General features: G+C 61.6%; 14 protein-coding genes. 11 read left to right on the forward strand and 3 right to left on the reverse strand.

All coding sequences use genetic code 11. The features are described 5' to 3' along the window. Window positions 1-55: 55 nt before the first annotated feature. The gene (locus ACYVHT_RS13200) at window positions 56-244 is read right to left on the reverse strand and encodes a hypothetical protein (RefSeq protein ID WP_460552335.1); all 189 of its coding nucleotides are present in this window, start codon (window positions 242-244) and stop codon (window positions 56-58) included. A 134-nt stretch (window positions 245-378) separates the two neighbouring features. Here ACYVHT_RS13200 and ACYVHT_RS13205 point away from each other — a divergent pair, with 134 nt between their 5' ends. Genes ACYVHT_RS13205 through ACYVHT_RS13215 form a run of 3 tightly spaced genes read left to right on the forward strand, consistent with a single transcriptional unit; the run spans window position 379 to window position 2,134 of the window. Next, on the forward strand, window positions 379-633 hold the full coding sequence (locus ACYVHT_RS13205) for a hypothetical protein (RefSeq protein WP_460552338.1): 255 nt from the start codon (window positions 379-381) through the stop codon (window positions 631-633). Between the two features lie 24 nt (window positions 634-657). Continuing rightward, window positions 658-1,386, forward strand: coding sequence for a hypothetical protein (locus ACYVHT_RS13210; protein ID WP_460552340.1), 729 nt, complete (start codon window positions 658-660; stop codon window positions 1,384-1,386). Window positions 1,387-1,411: 25 nt separating this feature from the next. Beyond that, entirely contained in the window at window positions 1,412-2,134 is a 723-nt protein-coding gene (locus ACYVHT_RS13215) for an SHOCT domain-containing protein (protein ID WP_460552343.1), read from the forward strand. Window positions 2,135-2,256: 122 nt separating this feature from the next. On the opposite strand, the gene ACYVHT_RS13220 is transcribed toward ACYVHT_RS13215, so the two are convergent. Further along, on the reverse strand, window positions 2,257-2,787 hold the full coding sequence (locus ACYVHT_RS13220; protein WP_460552346.1) for an RlpA-like double-psi beta-barrel domain-containing protein: 531 nt from the start codon (window positions 2,785-2,787) through the stop codon (window positions 2,257-2,259). A gap of 412 nt (window positions 2,788-3,199) precedes the next feature. Here ACYVHT_RS13220 and ACYVHT_RS13225 point away from each other — a divergent pair, with 412 nt between their 5' ends. The 8 genes from ACYVHT_RS13225 (at window position 3,200) to ACYVHT_RS13260 (ending at window position 11,907) form a co-directional block, all read left to right on the forward strand. After that, the gene (locus tag ACYVHT_RS13225) at window positions 3,200-6,130 is read left to right on the forward strand and encodes a 2-oxoglutarate dehydrogenase family protein (RefSeq protein WP_460552349.1); all 2,931 of its coding nucleotides are present in this window, start codon (window positions 3,200-3,202) and stop codon (window positions 6,128-6,130) included. 79 nt (window positions 6,131-6,209) lie between these two features. Then, window positions 6,210-7,850 (forward strand): 2-oxoglutarate dehydrogenase complex dihydrolipoyllysine-residue succinyltransferase, encoded by a 1,641-nt coding sequence (gene odhB, locus ACYVHT_RS13230; protein ID WP_460552352.1) that lies wholly within the window; start codon window positions 6,210-6,212, stop codon window positions 7,848-7,850. 247 nt (window positions 7,851-8,097) lie between these two features. Next, window positions 8,098-8,748: a Crp/Fnr family transcriptional regulator gene (locus ACYVHT_RS13235; RefSeq protein ID WP_460552355.1), complete on the forward strand. Its 651-nt coding sequence runs from the start codon at window positions 8,098-8,100 to the stop codon at window positions 8,746-8,748. A 335-nt stretch (window positions 8,749-9,083) separates the two neighbouring features. Further along, the gene (locus ACYVHT_RS13240) at window positions 9,084-9,539 is read left to right on the forward strand and encodes a hypothetical protein (protein WP_460552358.1); all 456 of its coding nucleotides are present in this window, start codon (window positions 9,084-9,086) and stop codon (window positions 9,537-9,539) included. A gap of 58 nt (window positions 9,540-9,597) precedes the next feature. Next, window positions 9,598-9,978 carry a roadblock/LC7 domain-containing protein gene (locus tag ACYVHT_RS13245; RefSeq protein WP_460552361.1) on the forward strand — a complete coding sequence of 127 codons (381 nt, stop codon included), beginning with the start codon at window positions 9,598-9,600 and terminating at the stop codon, window positions 9,976-9,978. 103 nt (window positions 9,979-10,081) lie between these two features. Next, window positions 10,082-10,546 (forward strand): hypothetical protein, encoded by a 465-nt coding sequence (locus tag ACYVHT_RS13250; protein ID WP_460552364.1) that lies wholly within the window; start codon window positions 10,082-10,084, stop codon window positions 10,544-10,546. 66 nt (window positions 10,547-10,612) lie between these two features. Further along, window positions 10,613-11,305: a peptidase associated/transthyretin-like domain-containing protein gene (locus ACYVHT_RS13255; protein WP_460552367.1), complete on the forward strand. Its 693-nt coding sequence runs from the start codon at window positions 10,613-10,615 to the stop codon at window positions 11,303-11,305. 221 nt (window positions 11,306-11,526) lie between these two features. Further along, window positions 11,527-11,907: a hypothetical protein gene (locus ACYVHT_RS13260; RefSeq protein ID WP_460552370.1), complete on the forward strand. Its 381-nt coding sequence runs from the start codon at window positions 11,527-11,529 to the stop codon at window positions 11,905-11,907. Window positions 11,908-12,027: 120 nt separating this feature from the next. Here ACYVHT_RS13260 and ACYVHT_RS13265 read toward each other — a convergent pair whose 3' ends face one another. Beyond that, window positions 12,028-17,052: a hypothetical protein gene (locus tag ACYVHT_RS13265; RefSeq protein WP_460552373.1), complete on the reverse strand. Its 5,025-nt coding sequence runs from the start codon at window positions 17,050-17,052 to the stop codon at window positions 12,028-12,030. Window positions 17,053-17,096 lie beyond the last annotated feature (44 nt).

Here is a 17,096-nt window from a genome sequence, read left to right on the forward strand (position 1 = left end):
GGGGCTTTTTGTGGAGGAACACAGCCACCTGCTAGCGCATAAGCGCAATCAAGAATTATTTCTTGTCGCTTTTACGGCCCGAGCCGCCGGGTTGTTTCCCGCCGCCGTCATTTTTATTCACCGTGGCCCAGGCGCGGGCCTCGGCTTCGTGTTCCGGAACGCCTTTTTTCTCGTAGCTTTCTTCGATGTGTTCGGCCTGACGCTTCTGTTTATCAGTGTACTTGGACTTATCTCCCTGTGGCATGGCGGTGGTGAGCTAAACGTGGAAAGAAAACGGCCCGCAGCCCCGGGCCCCGGGGGTATTTTACGAACGGGGTGGGGGAGGAGTTAGGCCGAGCTTAGTATCTTCGCCCCGGTTCTGGCCATTCTTCCTCCTTCATGCGCCACGTCGCCGACATTCCCCATCCCGCCGTCAAAATCACGCTCCTGGCCTGGAATGGCAAGTTTTTGCTCAAGCTGGAGCAGGGCAACCTGGAGCAAACCTATAAAGTGGCCGAGCTCGACCTGCTCACCGGCTCCGACGCCGAAGCCCGCGAGCTGCTGGATGAGGAATTTCTCGCCGCGGCCATCAACCGCTTTCAGGCCATGCGCGACGATTTGCAGGCCGCCTTCGACCGCCACGAGCTACGCTAGCCGCCGCTCCCAACCCTTTTCCTGATGTCTAAAATCTACTTCCTGCTGCTGGCCCTGGCTGCCCTGCTCACTGCCGCCCCGGCCTCGGCCCAGCTCTACGACGTGCGCCCCGGCGACGTGAACTACAACAAGAAGCCCCGCGCCGCCCTCAAAGTGCAGGTCGATGGCCAGGCCACCGAAATCCGCCAGTTTTTCCAGGACTGGATGAAGAGCAGCTACAACGTGAAGTTTAAGACCGGCGGCGTGCTGGGCATGGGCAAAAGCGACGTGCTGGTGGCCCGCCAAACGCCCGCCAGCACCGTGTCGGGCAAGCTGGTGGACCTCTACGCCACCATCATTGCCCCCACCGACTCCACGGCCGAGCTGGCCGTGTTCGGCGGCTTCGACGACAACACTTTCTTCGACCCCAGCAGCACCAAAACCGAGTACGACGCCGTGCGGGCCATGACCCAGAACTTCGCCAGCGCCGCCCGCCTCAAGGCCTACCGCGACATGATTGAGGAGGCCGAGAAGAAGCTCAAAGCCACCGAAAAGGAAAAAGAGCGCCTCGAAAAAGAGCAGGCTTTCCTCAAAACCAATACCGAAGCCAACCTGGCCCGCATTGAGGAGCTGAAGAAGAAAAACGCCGAAAACCTGTTGCAGTCGAAGGCCGACTCGGCTTCGCAGCTGCGCAACAACAAGGTGCTGGACGAAAGCCGCCTGCGCCTGCAGCGCCGCCGCGACCGTCTCTCGGCCCTCGACCGCAAAAACTAGCCCCGCCGCCGGCCGTATTTGGCTCATGGACAACAACCCCTCGTCACCCCTCGACACCCTCCGCCAGCTCAAGGAAATGCTCGACGCCGGCGCCCTCACGCCCGCCGAGTTTGAGGCCCTGAAGCAGCGGCTGGTGCTCAATCCCGGTACTCCATTGCCGCCGGGTGCTGCCGCTGTGCCCATGGCGCCTGCTCCGGTTGTGCCGCCGGTAGTGCTGCCCCCCGCACCGGTGGCGGAGCAGCATTCGCCCATGTTCGAAGACGTAGCCGACGAAGCAAAAGCGGCCAGGCCCACACCTTCAGCCCCTTTGGGGGCTTCCGCTGCACCCGCTTTTCCTGCCGCCGAAACCAGCCTGCTGCCCACCGAAGCCGCGCCCGACCCGGCCGCTGAGGCAAAATGGACCGGCGACGAATTTCCCGCCATTGCCGAGGAAGCCCCCGCTCGCAATCCGCTGGCCCTGGTCATGTCTATTGGCGGGGTGCTGGTTTTTCTGGCCGTGGTGGCCTACCTCACCCTCAACCGGCCACCATCGGAGCATATTTCCAGCACCAGCCAGACGGCGGCCGACTCGCTCGCCACCACCATCGATGCCGGGCCGCAAGCCGCGCCGCTGCCCGCCCCGGTTGCCGCGCCCGAAACCATTCGCGTGGCCCCGGCGCATCCGGCCCCGGCCATTCCTGTGCGGCCCGCCCCCGCCGCCGATTCGGTGGCTCCTTCCACATCCCCCGCTGCCGACTCTGCGATTTAACGCCCGCTCACAAACTCCAGGGCCCCGGCGGAGCGACGTTGTTCACACAACAACGTCGCTCCGCCGGGGCCCTGGAGTTTGTGAGGCAAGCTGTTTGCTATCAACAGCCTGCAGCCTGGGTGCTATAGCCTGGCCAGCTCCCGCTTGCGCTCAACCAGTTGAATCCTGACACCGGGCTGAAAAATATCGAATTTCTCACTCACATGGGTCAGCACATCCATGCAGTGGCGGTGGCGGCGGTTCATCGTATCGTGCACCGTGTACACGCCATCCAGCTTCGGCGAGATGCCGCTCACGCGCACCTTATCGCCGTAGCTAAAAGGGCCACCCCAGGGTTCCAGCAAGTCGCGCGATAAAGCCATCCAGCGCTTCTTGCTGCCATAGTGGGGCTTGATGTGGGAATTGTCGGCCGTGATAAATGGCTCACTATCGGTCTGGCTGGCCACGGCCTGATACGCCGTAGCCGTCACGGTATAAGTGAGCTTGTGCCTGGTCAGGGCTTTGGTTTTGGAAATGTGCCGCGTAATTGCCCGTCGGGGGGCCAGAAACCCCGAGAGCCCGGCCGCTTCAGCGGCAGGCCTGGCATGTATAAACGGCGTGGCGAGGGCCGCTGCGGCAATCAGAAGGTCTGCTAGCAGTTTGGCATTATTCATCAATGAGGTATTCGTACACCCGCCGTGCTGCCCGGCGGTATAGGCCCTGCTCACAGTTGAGGAAGGAGCAGGAGGTTAGTAACGATTTGATAGACAGATAAGTTCATGAAAAAGTAATTGTGCAATTCTGAAACGGGCACGCGGGCAGTATCAAATTAGTATAGCAAAAAGTTTATATTAAAGCTGGCTTTAGAAAAGAAGTAATAGCTGTCTGGCCGCAACGGAGCGGGCAGGTACAGAAAGGTCCATCCCTGCATTTTTTGATAAATTGGTAGCTCAAGCCCTATTACATAGCGCATTCGGTTGTTGTTAATCGATTGGTTATGAGGAAAATTTGCGCAATCGAATTCAGGTTTTTTCCTGATATAGAAGGCCATTACCTTTACGCTACCTTACTAAGCTGAATTCCCAAATGGACACGTACTCGTATATCGCCAACGCCGACGCGGCGGCTATCGAAACCCTTTACCAGGCCTACCAGCAAAATCCCGAATCGGTGGATTTTGGCTGGCGCAAGTTTTTTGAAGGGTTTGACTTCTCTCAGCAGTTTCCCGAAGGCGCGCCCGTAGTGCCCGGTGCCAACGGCAACGGCGTCGCCAACGGCAGCACGGCAGGTGCTACCAAAACTGCCGCCGCGCCCGGCCCGCGGCCCCAACCCGACGATTACGGCGTCCTCAACACCGCCGCTTCGACCAATAACGCGCCCGGTTTTGCCACTGGCGAGCCCGCTTCCGATAAGGAAACGGCTGTGCGCAACCTCATCCATGCCTACCGCAGCCGTGGCCACCTCCGCGCCAAAACCAACCCGGTGCGTGAGCGCAAAGACCGCAAGCCCCGCCTCGACCTCGCCGATTTCGGCCTGAGCGAGGCCGACCTCGACACCTCGTTCCGCAACGGCGAAGTGCTGGGCCTGGGCGCACAAGCCAAGCTGCGCGACATCGTGGCGGCGCTGGAAAAAATCTATACCGGAGCCATCGGCTTCGAGTACATGTACATCCGCGACCCGCAGGTGCTCGACTGGTTCCGCGAGAAAGTGGAGAAGGACTCGCTGGCCTTCAACCCCGGCGTGGAGTACAAGAAGCGCATCCTGAAAAAGCTGAACGAAGCCGTTGTTTTCGAGAACTTCCTGCATACCAAGTTTCTGGGGCAGAAGCGCTTCTCGCTCGAAGGCGGCGAAACGACCATCCCGGCGCTGGATGCCATCATCGGCAAGGGCGCCGAGCTGGGCGTGAAGGAAGTGATGATTGGCATGGCCCACCGCGGCCGTCTGAACGTGCTGGCCAACATCATGGGCAAAACCTACGAGCAGATTTTCTCGGAGTTCGAAGGTACGGCCGTGCCCGACCTCACGATGGGCGACGGCGACGTGAAGTACCACATGGGCTACTCGTCGGAAGTGGAGGCCAGCGGCGGCCAGAAAGTGAACCTGAAGCTGGCTCCCAACCCCTCGCACCTGGAGGCGGTGAACCCGGTGGTGGAGGGCTTCGTGCGGGCCAAAATCGAGCACCAGTACGGCGGCGACTACCACCAGATTCTGCCCATCCTCATCCACGGCGATGCGGCGCTGGCTGGGCAGGGCATCGGCTACGAAGTGACGCAGATGTCGCAGCTGGAAGGCTACAAGACGGGCGGCACCATTCACTTCGTGATTAACAACCAGGTTGGTTTCACGACTGATTTTGAGGATGCCCGCTCGTCGATTTACTCGACGGACCTGGCCAAAATCATCGATGCGCCGGTAGTGCACGTCAACGGCGACGACCCCGAAGCCGTGGTGTTTGCCGTGCAGCTGGCCACCGAATACCGCCAGCAGTTCCACGCCGATATCTTTATTGATATGGTGTGCTACCGCCGCCACGGCCACAACGAGTCGGACGAGCCCAAGTTTACGCAGCCGACGCTCTACAACATTATCTCGAAGCACCAGAATCCGCGCGAGGTGTACAACGCCATGCTCGTGCAGCGCGGCGACGTAGACGCCGAGCTGGCCAACCAGATGGACAAGGAGTTCCGCGACACCCTGCAGGCCCGCCTCGATATGGTGAAGCAGAAGCCCCTTCCTTATAAGTATCAGGCGCTGGAAAACGAGTGGCGCAGCCTGCGCCGCAGCACCCCGGAGGACTTTGAGCAGTCGCCCGAAACCGGCATCTCGGCCGAGGTGGTGGACAAAGTGGCCAAGGCCCTGACGACGATTCCCGACGGCTTCAAGCCCATCAAGCAGATTGATAACCTGCTGAAGGAGCGCCGCAAAATGTTCTACGAAACCCGTGTGCTGAACTGGGCCGCCGGCGAACTGCTGGCCTACGGCTCGCTGCTGAGCGAAAAGCACATTGTGCGCGTGAGCGGCCAGGACGTGCAGCGCGGCACGTTCTCGCACCGCCACGCAGTGCTGCACGATGCCGAAACGTCGGCTCCCTACAACTCGCTCAACTTCATGGAGGGCGATAACGAGAAGCTGAGCATCTACAACTCATTGCTGAGCGAGTACGCGGTGCTGGGCTTTGAATTCGGCTACGGCATGGCCAACCCCACGGCGCTGGTGATTTGGGAGGCTCAGTTCGGCGACTTCGCCAACGGCGCCCAGACCATGATTGACCAGTTCATCGTGAGCAGCGAAAGCAAGTGGCAGCGCATGAACGGCCTCGTGATGCAGCTGCCCCACGGCTACGAAGGCCAGGGCCCCGAGCACTCCAACGCCCGCCCCGAGCGGTTCCTGCAGCTGGCGGCCGAAAACAACATCATCGTGGCCAACATCACCACGCCGGCCAACTTCTTCCACGCCCTGCGCCGCCAGCTGACGTGGAGCTTCCGCAAGCCGCTGGTGGTGATGTCGCCGAAGTCGATGCTGCGCCACCCGCTGTGCATGTCGCTGGTGGAGGACTTCACCAGCGGCCGCTTCCGTGAGGTGATTGGCGACGACTTCGCCGAGGCCAAGAAGGTGAAGCGCGTGCTGCTGTGCTCGGGCAAGGTGTATTACGACCTGTTGGAGGAGCAGCGCAATTCTGACCGTAAGGACGTGGCCATCGTGCGCCTCGAGCAGCTGCACCCCTTCCCCAAAAAGCAGCTCGACGCCGAGCTAGCCAAGTACCCCAAAGCCAAAATCTACTGGGTGCAGGAAGAGCCCGAGAACATGGGCTACTGGAACTACCTGCTGCGCTTCATGCGCCGCGAGCTGGAAGATGTGGTGGCCCGCAAAGCCTCGGCTTCGCCGGCCACGGGCTACAATAAAATCCACGTAAAAGAGCAGAAAGACCTCGTGGCCCGCGCCTTCGACAAGCCCAAAGAAGCCGTAGCTGATACCAACATTGAAGCCACCGCCGAAGCGGCCAAAAAGCTGGACTAGGCTTCGCCGTTGTTGCCTGCCCTGCGTACCTGTAAATAACCTTTTAGAACAACACTCTCTTTCCCACGCCACCTAGTTTATGGCCCTCGAAATCAAAATTCCCGCCGTTGGCGAATCCATCACCGAAGTCACGATTGCCAAGTGGCTCAAAAAAGACGGCGAGGCCGTGAAGCGCGACGAAGTAATTGCGGAACTGGAATCGGACAAAGCCACTTTTGAGCTGCCCGCCGAAGCCGACGGCGTACTGAAAATCCGCGTGGCCGAAGGCGAAACCATTGGCATCGGCACCGTCATTGCCGAGCTGGACGGGGCTGCTGCCGGTGCTGCTCCGGCTCCGGCCCCGGCTGCTGCGCCGGCCGCTGCCCCGGCTGCCGACCCTATTAATAAAGGAGAAGAAAACCCGGCCGCGAGCGACCAGGCCGGCTACGGCGGCACGCCAGCTGCCGCTGCTGCCACGCCCGCCGCTGGCGGTGGCTCCACGGAGATGAAAATCCCCGCCGTAGGCGAGTCCATCACCGAAGTGACGGTAGCCAAATGGCTGAAGCCCGACGGGGCCCAGGTAGAGCGCGACGAGGTAATTGCGGAGCTGGAATCGGACAAGGCCACCTTTGAGCTGCCCGCCGAAGCTGCCGGCACCCTGCGTCACGCCGTGAAAGAAGGTGAAACCATCGGCATCGGTGCTACCATTGCGCGCATTGAAGGTGGCGTTGGTGGTAGCAATGCTCCGGCTGCCCCCGCCGCTGCAGCTCCGGCCGCTGCGGCTACTACGGCCGCTTTGGCCCAGCCTGCTGCCGGTGGTGCCGCTACGTACGCTACGGGCGTACCCTCGCCCGCGGCTGGTAAAATTCTTGATGAGAAAGGCATTGCCGCTGCCGACGTGAACGGTACCGGCCGCGACGGCCGCATCACCAAGGAAGATGCTCAGAATGCCCAGGCCAAGCCTGCTGCGCCAGCGCCGGCTGCTGCCCCGGCAGCCCCAACAGCCGCAGCCCCTGCTGCCAGTGCCCCTACCGGTGGCAGCCGCGAAGTGCGCCGCGAGCGCATGAGCAACCTGCGCAAAACGGTGGCCCGCCGCCTGGTGTCGGTGAAGAACGAAACGGCCATGCTCACCACCTTCAACGAGGTGAACATGCAGCCCATCATGGACCTGCGCAACAAGTTCAAGGACAAGTTCAAGGAGAAAAACGGCGTGGGCCTGGGCTTCATGTCTTTCTTTACCAAAGCCGTGTGCGTGGCCCTGAAAGAGTGGCCCGCCGTGAACGCACAGATTGATAATGGTGAAATCGTGTATTCCGATTTTGCGGACATCAGCATTGCCGTATCGGCCCCCAAAGGCCTGGTGGTGCCCGTCATTCGCAACGCCGAGCAGCTCTCGTTCGAGGGCATTGAGAAAGAGGTAGTGCGCCTCGCCGGCCTGGCCCGCGACAACAAGCTTACCATTGAGCAGATGAGCGGCGGCACGTTCACCATCACCAACGGTGGCGTGTTCGGCTCCATGCTCAGCACGCCCATCATCAACGCGCCACAATCGGCCATTCTGGGTATGCACAACATCATCCAGCGCCCCATCGCCGAAAACGGCCAGGTAGTCATTCGCCCGATGATGTACCTCGCCCTGAGCTACGACCACCGCATCATCGACGGTCGCGAGTCGGTGAGCTTCCTGGTGCGGGTGAAAGAGCTACTTGAAGACCCAACCCGTCTGCTATTGGGTGTGTAATTCCTGATTTAGGATTTTTAAAAGGCCGATTCCCGATATGGGAATCGACCTTTTTCATTTTTGGACGTTGGAATCCATGTTATGCTCGGTGAACACAATAAAATGCCTGTTGAAAAAATATTATGCTTGCTATCGATTTATGTGTTGCTGTATCTTTGAGGCCTGATAGGCGCTAGCATAATTATATTTTATGAACAGGTTCTCTACTCCTACGTGCCAGAATTGCCCCAATCGCAAAGGCCCGCTCATGAGCTGCTGCCAATTAGAGGAATTGGATTTTATTGCGACAAATAAGGTGTCGCAGAGCTATCAGAAAGGACAGCGCATATTTCAGGAGGGTAGCCCGGCCTTGGGGCTGCACTGCGTGAACCAGGGTAAGATAAAGATTACCAAGACCAGTGGCGAAGGCAAAGAGCAAATTACGCAGCTGGTGAAAGCCGGCGATATGCTTGGCTTTCAGTCGGTAGTAGCCGAAACCAAGTACACCACCTCCGCCATAGCTCTGGATGACTGCATGGTGTGCTTCATTCCGCGCGCCGACTTTTTTCGGGTGTGGCAGTCGAACACGCAATTTTCGACGGCGCTTATGCAGATGATGGCCAGGGCCCTGGGCACTGCTGAGGTGCAAATGCTGCATCTGGCCTACAAGCCTGTGCGCGAGCGGCTGGCCGAAGCGCTGTTGCTGCTTGCCCACACGTTTGGAGAAGCAGGACCGGAAGCCTCATTCAATGTGACCGTTTCGCGCGAGGACCTGGCCTCGCTGGTAGGCACGGCCAAGGAAACGGCCATTCGACTGCTTTCCGAGTTTAAGGAAGCTGGCATTATTACTACACGGGGCAGCCAGTTTACTATTCTGGATATGAACGCGCTGAGTCATATCGCGGCGCTCTACGACTAAAGCCCCAACGACAACTCGGGTCGATTAAGGGCAGCATAGAAGTCAAGGTGCTGCTGAAATGAGGACGTAGCACTTAAATCTTGCTGTGGAGGCACGGAGGAAATCCATGGTGATTTTTTTGTCTGCTGAATTAATAATTAAATTGGTAAAGTTATATTTATTGTGAAAAGTGAAAAATTGATGAAAATGACATAAATCATAAATAAAAATGACGAATGTCATTTTTTGTGAATAGCTATATGATGGAGATTTGTAATACACAAGGCGCTAGCATAATCAAGGTTAACTACTAGATAATGTGTGGTATAAGAGAATAAATTTTTGATTTGTATCTGATGAGTAGCTCTGTTGTTATCGCTAAGCCAGTCCGGAAAGTAGCCGAAAAACAACCGTCTATTTTTTGGAATAACTCTCCCAATGAGGGAATTTTGATTCCCAAAAAAATTGAAAAAGTAATAAAAGGTGCTTTGGCGCAGTTGCCGGCTTTGACAACAATGGCGGTAGTGGAAGCTGCTACCGGAACATGCCTGGCACACCTGAGCAACGTGCGCCACTTCGACCCAGCAGTAGCGGCAGCCTGTGGGGCAGAAATGGTGCGACAACAACAGCAAACCATGACCGCGCTGAACATGCGCGGCGAACGACTAGAGGACATTCTGATACCGTTCCGCAAGCAGCTCCACCTCATTCGCCTGGCTAAAAACGGGCAGTGGTTTGGCTACCTGGTAGTGAAAGCGCAGGATACCAGCCTGGCGCTGGCGCGGGAGGTGCTGAAGTCGATTATTCCCTGACGATAAATTTTAACTAACCCAATTCTCACTCAACACTTTTTCCCCTTAACTAAGTAAAATGGCTTACTCAACCAACACCGCCGCCGGCAAAGTAGTACAAGACGTTTTGAACGACCTGCCGGGCCTGGTGGCCGTAGCCGTCGTGGACGTAACTTCGGGCATGGCCCTGGCCTCGCACTCGAACTCGCCGAGCATCAACCCCGAAACTGCCGCTGCTTACAACACCGAAGTGGTGCGTCAGAAGCAGAAGGCCATGACGGCCCTCAAGCTGCAGAACGAAACGATTGAGGACATCCTCATCACGCTTACCAACCAGCTGCACCTGCTGAAGCTGACGCCCAACGGCAACAAGTTCATTTACCTGGTGGTGAACTCGCGCGAAACCAACCTCGCCATTGCCCGCGAAGTGCTGCGCGCGACTGCCGACCAACTCAATTAATTGCTGCATAAGGCCGGCGGCAGGGCCGTCGCGCTGCCACATCGGGCCCGCTGCCGCCCTGGCGCGCGGCGGGGCCGAGCCGGGATAGCACCGCCCGCGCCCCATGAAGATTCCCTTTCTCAAGCAACTACAGCGCCTGACCGGGCCGATGCCCAATGAGGTTGTGCTTACCACAACCGGCCCCGAAGGCGTTGCTATTGAGCAGGCCATCCGGTACTTGCTGGATGAGCTGCCTGACCTATTGATGGCCGCGGTAGTGGACGTGGCCACCGGCAAGCCCCTGGCTACCTACACCACCGACCGTGAACTGCGCCCCGTGATTGTGGCCGGCTTCAATGCCGAGGCTGTGCGGCAGGTGCAGGCTTCGCTGGTAGCGCAGCATTCGGCCGATGAGCAGCTGGAAGAGATGCTGTTTACGCTGCCGTCGCAGCTGCATTTGTTGCATTTGGTGCCCGGTGGGCAGCGGTTTGTGTACCTCGCGGTAGACAGCCGCGATACGAACCTGGGCATTGCCCGCGCCGTGATGCGCGGCAGTATTCAACTACTGGAGCCTTTGGTGGTGGAGTAGTTTAGGCTGGTGGCTAGCCGGTTAAGCCACAAAGACACTTTTCCCACCTTTTTTTTCTTAATCCCAATGAAGCTTACCGCTACTCCCTTCGACCCGCAGACCGGCGAATTGCTGCCGGTTTACCGCGACGCTTATTTGCGTGGCGACCTGGCTCGCTCTTCGGCCCGTGCCGTGGAAGAGTACCTGCGCAAGGATGCCACGCAGGCTCATAGCACCGTGACGCGCTGGCACGAAATGACCACGCAGGAGGCCGAAGATGCCCGCCCCACTACGTGGATGCAGAAGCAGATGCTGTTCATCCGCGAGCAGCCACAACGGTTCCGCCGTCGGGCCTTCTCGATGGTGGGAGTGGCTGCGCTGATTGCCGGCGTGTCGATGGCCGGCACCCGCCTGCCCTCGCACAATGCGATGACTATTCCGGTAAGCATGCCGGAAATGACTTCGCTCGAAACTGCCAGCGCCGCTGCTGCCGAAGCCAGCGCCACGCGCATGGTCACGGTTTCGGGCCGCATCCTGAACGAAGACGGCAAGCCGCTGGTAGGTGCCACCGTAATGCGTAAAGGCACGCACTTCGGAGCCAGCACCGACGCTACCGGTACCTACGCCCTGCGCGTGCCTGCTGCCGAAGCCACTACCGCCACCCTGCAGTACGGCTACGCTGGCTACCACGACCAGGAAGTGAAAGCCGGCGATGCTGTCCAGCAAGGGGTGAAGCTGCAGCCCCGCGCCGAGAAGCGCAAGCACTGGCTGTTTTTCTAAGCCGCAGGAATTCGGTAGCAAGTAGCTAGGCCACCGCTGCCTGACTGGCAAGCAGCAGCGCTGGCTGATTACGGGCTGCCTGTACCGTGTTCTTTTCTTTAACACATTGTTTTATAGTTGCCTATCCGGTTTATTGTTAAGTGAAAGCGAGAACCTACCGCAAGCACGTGGCGAATAAGCTCAAAGAGTCGTCAGTAGCTCTTTCTGTGCCCCCTACCGACATGGCTTATTCGAAAAATACGGCTGCCGGGAAGATAGTTGAGGCAATCATCACCGATTTGCCGGGCCTGGTGGCCGTGGCTGTGGTCGATGTGAACTCGGGCGTGGCTTTGGCCTCGCACTCCAACTCACCGGGCATTAACCCCGAAACCGCGGCGGCTTACAACACCGAAGTGGTGCGGCAGAAGCAGAAAGCCATGACGGCCCTCAAGCTGCAGGGCGAGCGGATTGAGGACATTCTTATTACGCTGAGCAACCAGCTGCACCTGCTGAAGCTGAACTCGGAAGGCAACAAGTTCATCTATCTGGTGGTGAACGCGCGTGAAACCAACCTGGCCATTGCCCGGGAGGTGCTGCGCGCCCACGTTGATGAGATTAACTAGCTTACTACTAGTCTACCTACGCGCACTACCTACCTATCTAACAACTGTCTTTTTCAACCATACGAAAGCCCGTCCAATTTCCTGGACGGGCTTTTCTGTGATAGGGGCGGCGCCAGGGGCTTAATTGGCCGGTTCCGGAAACGCGTCTTCTTCGCCAGAGGCTTCGTCTGGTTCTTCGGCGGGGGCATCATCCGGGGCGAAGCGGGATTTGAAGCGGGCATAAAGGGCATTCATGCCCAGCAGTAGCAGCCCCATGAGAATGAAGACCACGGCGCGGGTGACAGTGCCGCTTTGGCTGAGGTCGAAGAAGACGAGGCGGACCAGGCAGGCCAGCATGCCACCGAGCGAAAGGTAGCGCAGGTCCTGCCGCCTGAGCAGCAGGCTGGTGCTGAACACGGCCACCACCTCTACCATCAGCAGCACGGTGAGCACCGAGCGGTCGAAGGACTGAATGAGCAGCAGGGCGAGGGCCAGAAAAGCGGGGTAGAGGAGCCAGGCTTCGAGCATCCGGCGCGGTGGCCGGGCCAGGGCATCCCAGGCGGGCGAGAGGCCGGCGTAGGGGGCTGCACCGGCTTGCAGGGCCATGGCTGCGTAGCCGAAAAGCAGGGCTACGGCGGCGGTAACTTCCCACCACTCGGCGCTGAGTAGCTGGTCGGGCGAGAGGTAGAGCAGGCTGGCAACGCTGGCAGTGCCCGCCGCCAGCCAGTAATACAGGCGCCCATACACGCCCAGCCGCCGCAGGCGAACGGAAAGCTGAGCGGCTGAATGGCTAAGGACCAAAGCGGCCAAAACCCACACCAGCGGCAGCCACGGCGTGCGGATGTTGTGCCACAGTGTGGCCGTGCCAAACAGCACCGTGGCTTCGGGCAGCCACGGATGCAGCAAGCGCCAGGAATGATACACCGGCGCCGCAGCCGGGGGGGGCGACAGGGTGAAAGCAGCCAATACGGCAAAAAGCGCGGCAGCCGTGAAGTATTCGGCGGGCTGGCCGAAGAAGCTTTCATGCAGCGTAATCAGCCAGAGGTGAGTAGCCAGGCTGCAGCCCAGCAGCCAGTAGGCTATGTGCAGCAGGAAGCGGTCGGGAGTGCCGGCGCGGCGCACGGCAGCTTCGTCGGGCAGGGTGCGCCGCCATAGCCGGGCGGCCGCGAAGGCCGCTGCGGCCAGCGCCAACAGGCCAAGGGTGAGGTAGGCAATGTGGCCGCCGGGCACGGCGGCTACCAGCGCCACCACCAGGTGCAGCGCCAGCAGGTACAGCCACGGCCAGCGCAGATAACGGCCGGCCCCCGCCCACCAGGAGGCCCAAAGGCCCGCTAGTGGAATGGCTAGCGTGGGCAAAAGGTAGCGCAGCACATAGCCAGGGCTGAAGTGCGGGCCGGCCGGCGGTGCTAACACATGGCTCCATTGAAGCCCGATATAGCCTGCGCCGGCCAGCACCAGCCCGGCCCACAGGCCCGGCACCATGAGGCGCTGCCGCAGCAGCAGCAGGGTGCCGAGCAGCCCCACCAACGCCCAGGCCGCCCAGGCACGCTCGTACACCAATGCCCCCGCACTGAGCAGCAGCCAGCCGGCCTCCAGTCCCAACGCGGGCAACCGGAACGTGGCGCTGAATCGGATAACGAAAAATTCTTCATCGGCATTCGACAGGATATACCGCCGGAGCTGGTAGCCCACGGTGAGCAATGCCGCGCCCGTGAGCAGGGCCGCGCGGGCGGGGAAGCTCAGGGTTGCGGGCGCGGTATAGCTAATCAGCAAGGGCAACAGCGCTGCCTGCACCACCAGCAGATAGGTTTGCGTGTGCAACAGCGTCGCTTCGCTGCGGCCATTCAGGAGCAGGGCCGCCAGCAGGTGTTCGGCATAGAGGATGAGCAGAACGGCTGGCCACGTCAGGCCCGTTTCGTGCAGGCCCAGCACGGCCAGCACCACAAAAAACTGTCCCAGCACCAGCTGCTGCCGCCGGACCCAATCGGGCAGCTGGCCGTGCGTGCGGAGCCGGGCGGCCAGGCCCAGCGCCGCGCCCGCCAGCGTCAGCAGGGCCACCAGCAGCCCGGCCACCGGGGCTTGTTGCCAGGCAAACAGCACCCGCGCCAGCAGGACGCCGGTGCCGGCTTGCAGCAGCCCGGCCAGGCCGGCAAAACCGCTCAGCAGGTCCTGGTCGGTGCTGCTGATTTCGGGCTGGCTGGGGGCTGCGGCAATGGCTTTCTCCGCCTGCAGAAGCTGCCGGTGGGCCAGCTGAGCGAAGACGATACCGGCCCAGCCGGTGAGGGCCAGCACCAGGGCATCGCGGTAGAGCACGGGCGGCAGGTCGTTGCTCATGGCACTGCCGGCCATGAGCAGCAGGCTCAGGCCGGTGGCGTACGCGCCGGCCAGCGCAATGTGGTAGAGCAGGTGCTCGCGCCGACGAGCCGTCGGCAGTGCCACGGCCAGATTTTCAAAATAAAGCAGACCCAGCACCACCGGCCAGCTCAGGTGCAGCTCGTGCAGGCTGCACACGGCCAGCAGGCTGAAAAACTGCGCCAGCACCAGTTGCTGCTGGCGTACCCAGGCTGGAACAATCGTGCTCGTGCGGAGCCAGGCCGCCAGCCCCAGCGCCACCACCGCCAGGCCGAGCAGCGCCCCAATCAGCCCGGCAACCGGCGCGTGCTGCCAGGCAAAAACTACGTGCGTCAGGAGCAGGCCGGCTCCCGCTTGCAGCAGTCCGGCCAGGCCCGCGAAGCCGCTCAGCCAGCTACCGTCGTGGGGGCCGAAGCTGGTGATGGAATGTGGGCTTTGAGGAGAGGGCAGGGCAGGAGCGGAAAGCGGAAGGGCCAGCCGTGGGTGCGTTAGCCGCGTGAAGGCAATGCCGGCCCAGCCGGTGAGGGCCAGCACCAGGGCATCGCGGTAGAGGATGTGGGGAATGTGGCTGGTGAGCTTGCCGGTGGTTGCCCAAAGCACGGCGGCGCCCGTTAGGTAGCTGCTGGTTAGGGCAATGCGGTAGAGCAGGGCCTCCCGCTGCCGAGCCGACAGCCAGCCGGCCACCAGGTTTTCGGCATACAGAATCCCCAGCACTACCGGCCAGCTGAGGCCCGTTTCGTGCAGGCCCAGCACGGCCAATCCCATAAAGAACTGCCCGAGGATAAGCTGTTGCTGGCGTATCCAGGCGGGCATAGCGCCTTGGGGCCGGAGCCAGGCGGCCAGGCCCAGCGCTGCGCCCGCCAGGGCCAGCAGCGCCGCGAGCAGCAGCCACACCGGCACATGCTGCCAGCCAAAAACGACCCGCACAAGCAGCAGGCCCGCCCCCACTTGCAGCAGGCCGGCCAGCCCGGCGATGCCGCCCAGCCAGCTATGCCCGGCTACGCCGATATTGCCGGCATCGGGCGAAGGTTCAGCCGCTGTTTTGGCGGCTGGCTGCCGGTAGGCCAGCTTCGTGAATGCGATGCCCGCCCAGCCGGCCAGCGCCAGTACCAAGGCATCGCGGTAGAGCTCCGGCGGCAGGCCGGAAGCCGCTTTGTCGGCCGCAACCAGCAGCAGGCTGGCCCCCGCCAGCGAAGCACCGGCCAGTGCGAGCCGGTAGAGCAGCGCCTCGCGCCAGCGGCTGGCCAGCAGGCCAACAATCAGGTTTTCGGCGTAGAGCAAGCCCAGCAGTACCGGCCAGCCCAGGCCCGTTTCGTGCAGGCCCAGCACGGCCAGTAGCACCAGGAGCTGCGCCAGCACCAGCTGCTGCTGGCGTATCCAGGCGGGCATAGCGGCTTGGGGCCGGAGCCAGGCGGCGAGGCCCAGCGCCGCGCCGGCCAGCCCCAGCACTGCCCCAATCAGCAAGGCTACCGGCGCGTCGGCCCAGGCAAACAGCACCCGCGCCAGCAGCCCGGCCGCTCCGGCCTGCAGCAGCCCGGCCGCCCCGGCAAACGTGCTCAGCAGGCGGCGGTGCGCCGCTTCGGGGGGAGCGTTGCGCTTCGGGGTGCCGGGTGCGGCCGGGGTGCTATCGAGCAGCGGCTGCCTGAAAATGAACCGCACGAAAGCCAGGCCCGCCCAGCCGGCCAGCGCCAGCACGAAAGCGTCGCGGTAAAGCGTGGGCGGCGGGCTGAAACCAAGCTTGCTGCCGGCCAGCAGCAGCAGGGCCGTGGCGGCCAGGCCCGCGCCGCTCATGGCCACGCGGTACACCAGCGCCTCGCGCTGCCGGGCCATTATCAGGGCCACCAGCAACGATTCGAGCAGCATAAACAGCAGGATGACGGAGTTGGTGGCGTGCCAGCCCTGCAGCGAAAACGCCGTGGCCAGCGCCAGCATCAGCGAAATGATGGTATCGGTCTGGAACAGCCAGCCAATGCCCAGCTGCCGGGCCTTGCGCCCGGCCCAGTAGGTGAGCAGCGCGCCCAGCGCCAGCGGAATGGTTTTCCAGATGGAACCCGTGCTGTACAGGTACAGGTTGATGCCCAGGCAGGTCCAGTTCAGCAGGTGCGCGGTGAAAAGCAGCGGCTCGAACGTGCGTTTGGCATACACGCTCCGGTACTGCACCACGGCGGCCGCCACGCCCACCAGCAGCACCAGCCCCATGGCCGTGAGGCGCAGCGCATTCGAAACCACGGCCAGCTCCTGATGCCAATAGAGGTGAAACGCGAAGAAGCTGATGATGCTGAGCAGCAACTGGTACTTCCACAGCTGCCGGTAGGTGATGGCAATGCTGAACGCCGTGACGCCCGCCGCCGCCGCCAGCGTGAGGGCCGTGGGCGGCAGCACCGCCAGCGCCACCAGGCTCAGCACCCCGTGCAACGTGGATACCTCCTGGCGGCTGGCGCGCCAGGCCAGCCACAGGTTGGCGCTCACGCCCGCCAGCAGCAGCAGGTAGTCGAACGGCGGCGTGGCCCAGCGCAGCCCCGCAATGCTCACCGAGCCCACGCAGGCAAACAGGAAAATAGCCGCCGCGCTGCTCAGCAGCCAGCCATTCAGCTGCCGGGCAAACTCCTTGTTGCGCAGCGCAAACCGCGCCCCCAGCAGCCCGGCCGAAAACGCGCAAATCATCAAAAACCGAAAGGGCGGGGCCAGGCGCAAAGCCGCGTAAATCCCCAGAAAGCCCACGCCCGTCACCAGCACCACCGCGCCGAGGATGCCCGTCCAGTTTTCGAGCAGCAGAGTAGAGGCGCGCTCCCACCAGCTGGGGCCAGTGGGCACGGGCGGTGGCGGCGGGCGGCGCGGCGGCGCGGGTGGCGGCGGGG

The sequence above is a fragment of the Hymenobacter daeguensis genome (assembly GCF_054780555.1).

What these genes read in the sequence shown, in the direction of transcription:
- ACYVHT_RS13260 (WP_460552370.1), top strand. Translation starts at nt 11,527, where the DNA reads ATGGCTTATTCGAAAAATACGGCTGCCGGGAAGATAGTTGAGGCAATC.
- ACYVHT_RS13250 (WP_460552364.1), top strand. Translation starts at nt 10,082, where the DNA reads ATGAAGATTCCCTTTCTCAAGCAACTACAGCGCCTGACCGGGCCGATG.
- ACYVHT_RS13245 (WP_460552361.1), top strand. Translation starts at nt 9,598, where the DNA reads ATGGCTTACTCAACCAACACCGCCGCCGGCAAAGTAGTACAAGACGTT.
- ACYVHT_RS13235 (WP_460552355.1), top strand. Translation starts at nt 8,098, where the DNA reads ATGAGCTGCTGCCAATTAGAGGAATTGGATTTTATTGCGACAAATAAG.
- ACYVHT_RS13255 (WP_460552367.1), top strand. Translation starts at nt 10,613, where the DNA reads ATGAAGCTTACCGCTACTCCCTTCGACCCGCAGACCGGCGAATTGCTG.
- ACYVHT_RS13220 (WP_460552346.1), bottom strand. Translation starts at nt 2,787, where the DNA reads ATGAATAATGCCAAACTGCTAGCAGACCTTCTGATTGCCGCAGCGGCC.
- ACYVHT_RS13240 (WP_460552358.1), top strand. Translation starts at nt 9,084, where the DNA reads ATGAGTAGCTCTGTTGTTATCGCTAAGCCAGTCCGGAAAGTAGCCGAA.
- ACYVHT_RS13215 (WP_460552343.1), top strand. Translation starts at nt 1,412, where the DNA reads ATGGACAACAACCCCTCGTCACCCCTCGACACCCTCCGCCAGCTCAAG.
- ACYVHT_RS13225 (WP_460552349.1), top strand. Translation starts at nt 3,200, where the DNA reads ATGGACACGTACTCGTATATCGCCAACGCCGACGCGGCGGCTATCGAA.
- ACYVHT_RS13210 (WP_460552340.1), top strand. Translation starts at nt 658, where the DNA reads ATGTCTAAAATCTACTTCCTGCTGCTGGCCCTGGCTGCCCTGCTCACT.
- ACYVHT_RS13205 (WP_460552338.1), top strand. Translation starts at nt 379, where the DNA reads ATGCGCCACGTCGCCGACATTCCCCATCCCGCCGTCAAAATCACGCTC.
- odhB (WP_460552352.1), top strand. Translation starts at nt 6,210, where the DNA reads ATGGCCCTCGAAATCAAAATTCCCGCCGTTGGCGAATCCATCACCGAA.
- ACYVHT_RS13200 (WP_460552335.1), bottom strand. Translation starts at nt 244, where the DNA reads ATGCCACAGGGAGATAAGTCCAAGTACACTGATAAACAGAAGCGTCAG.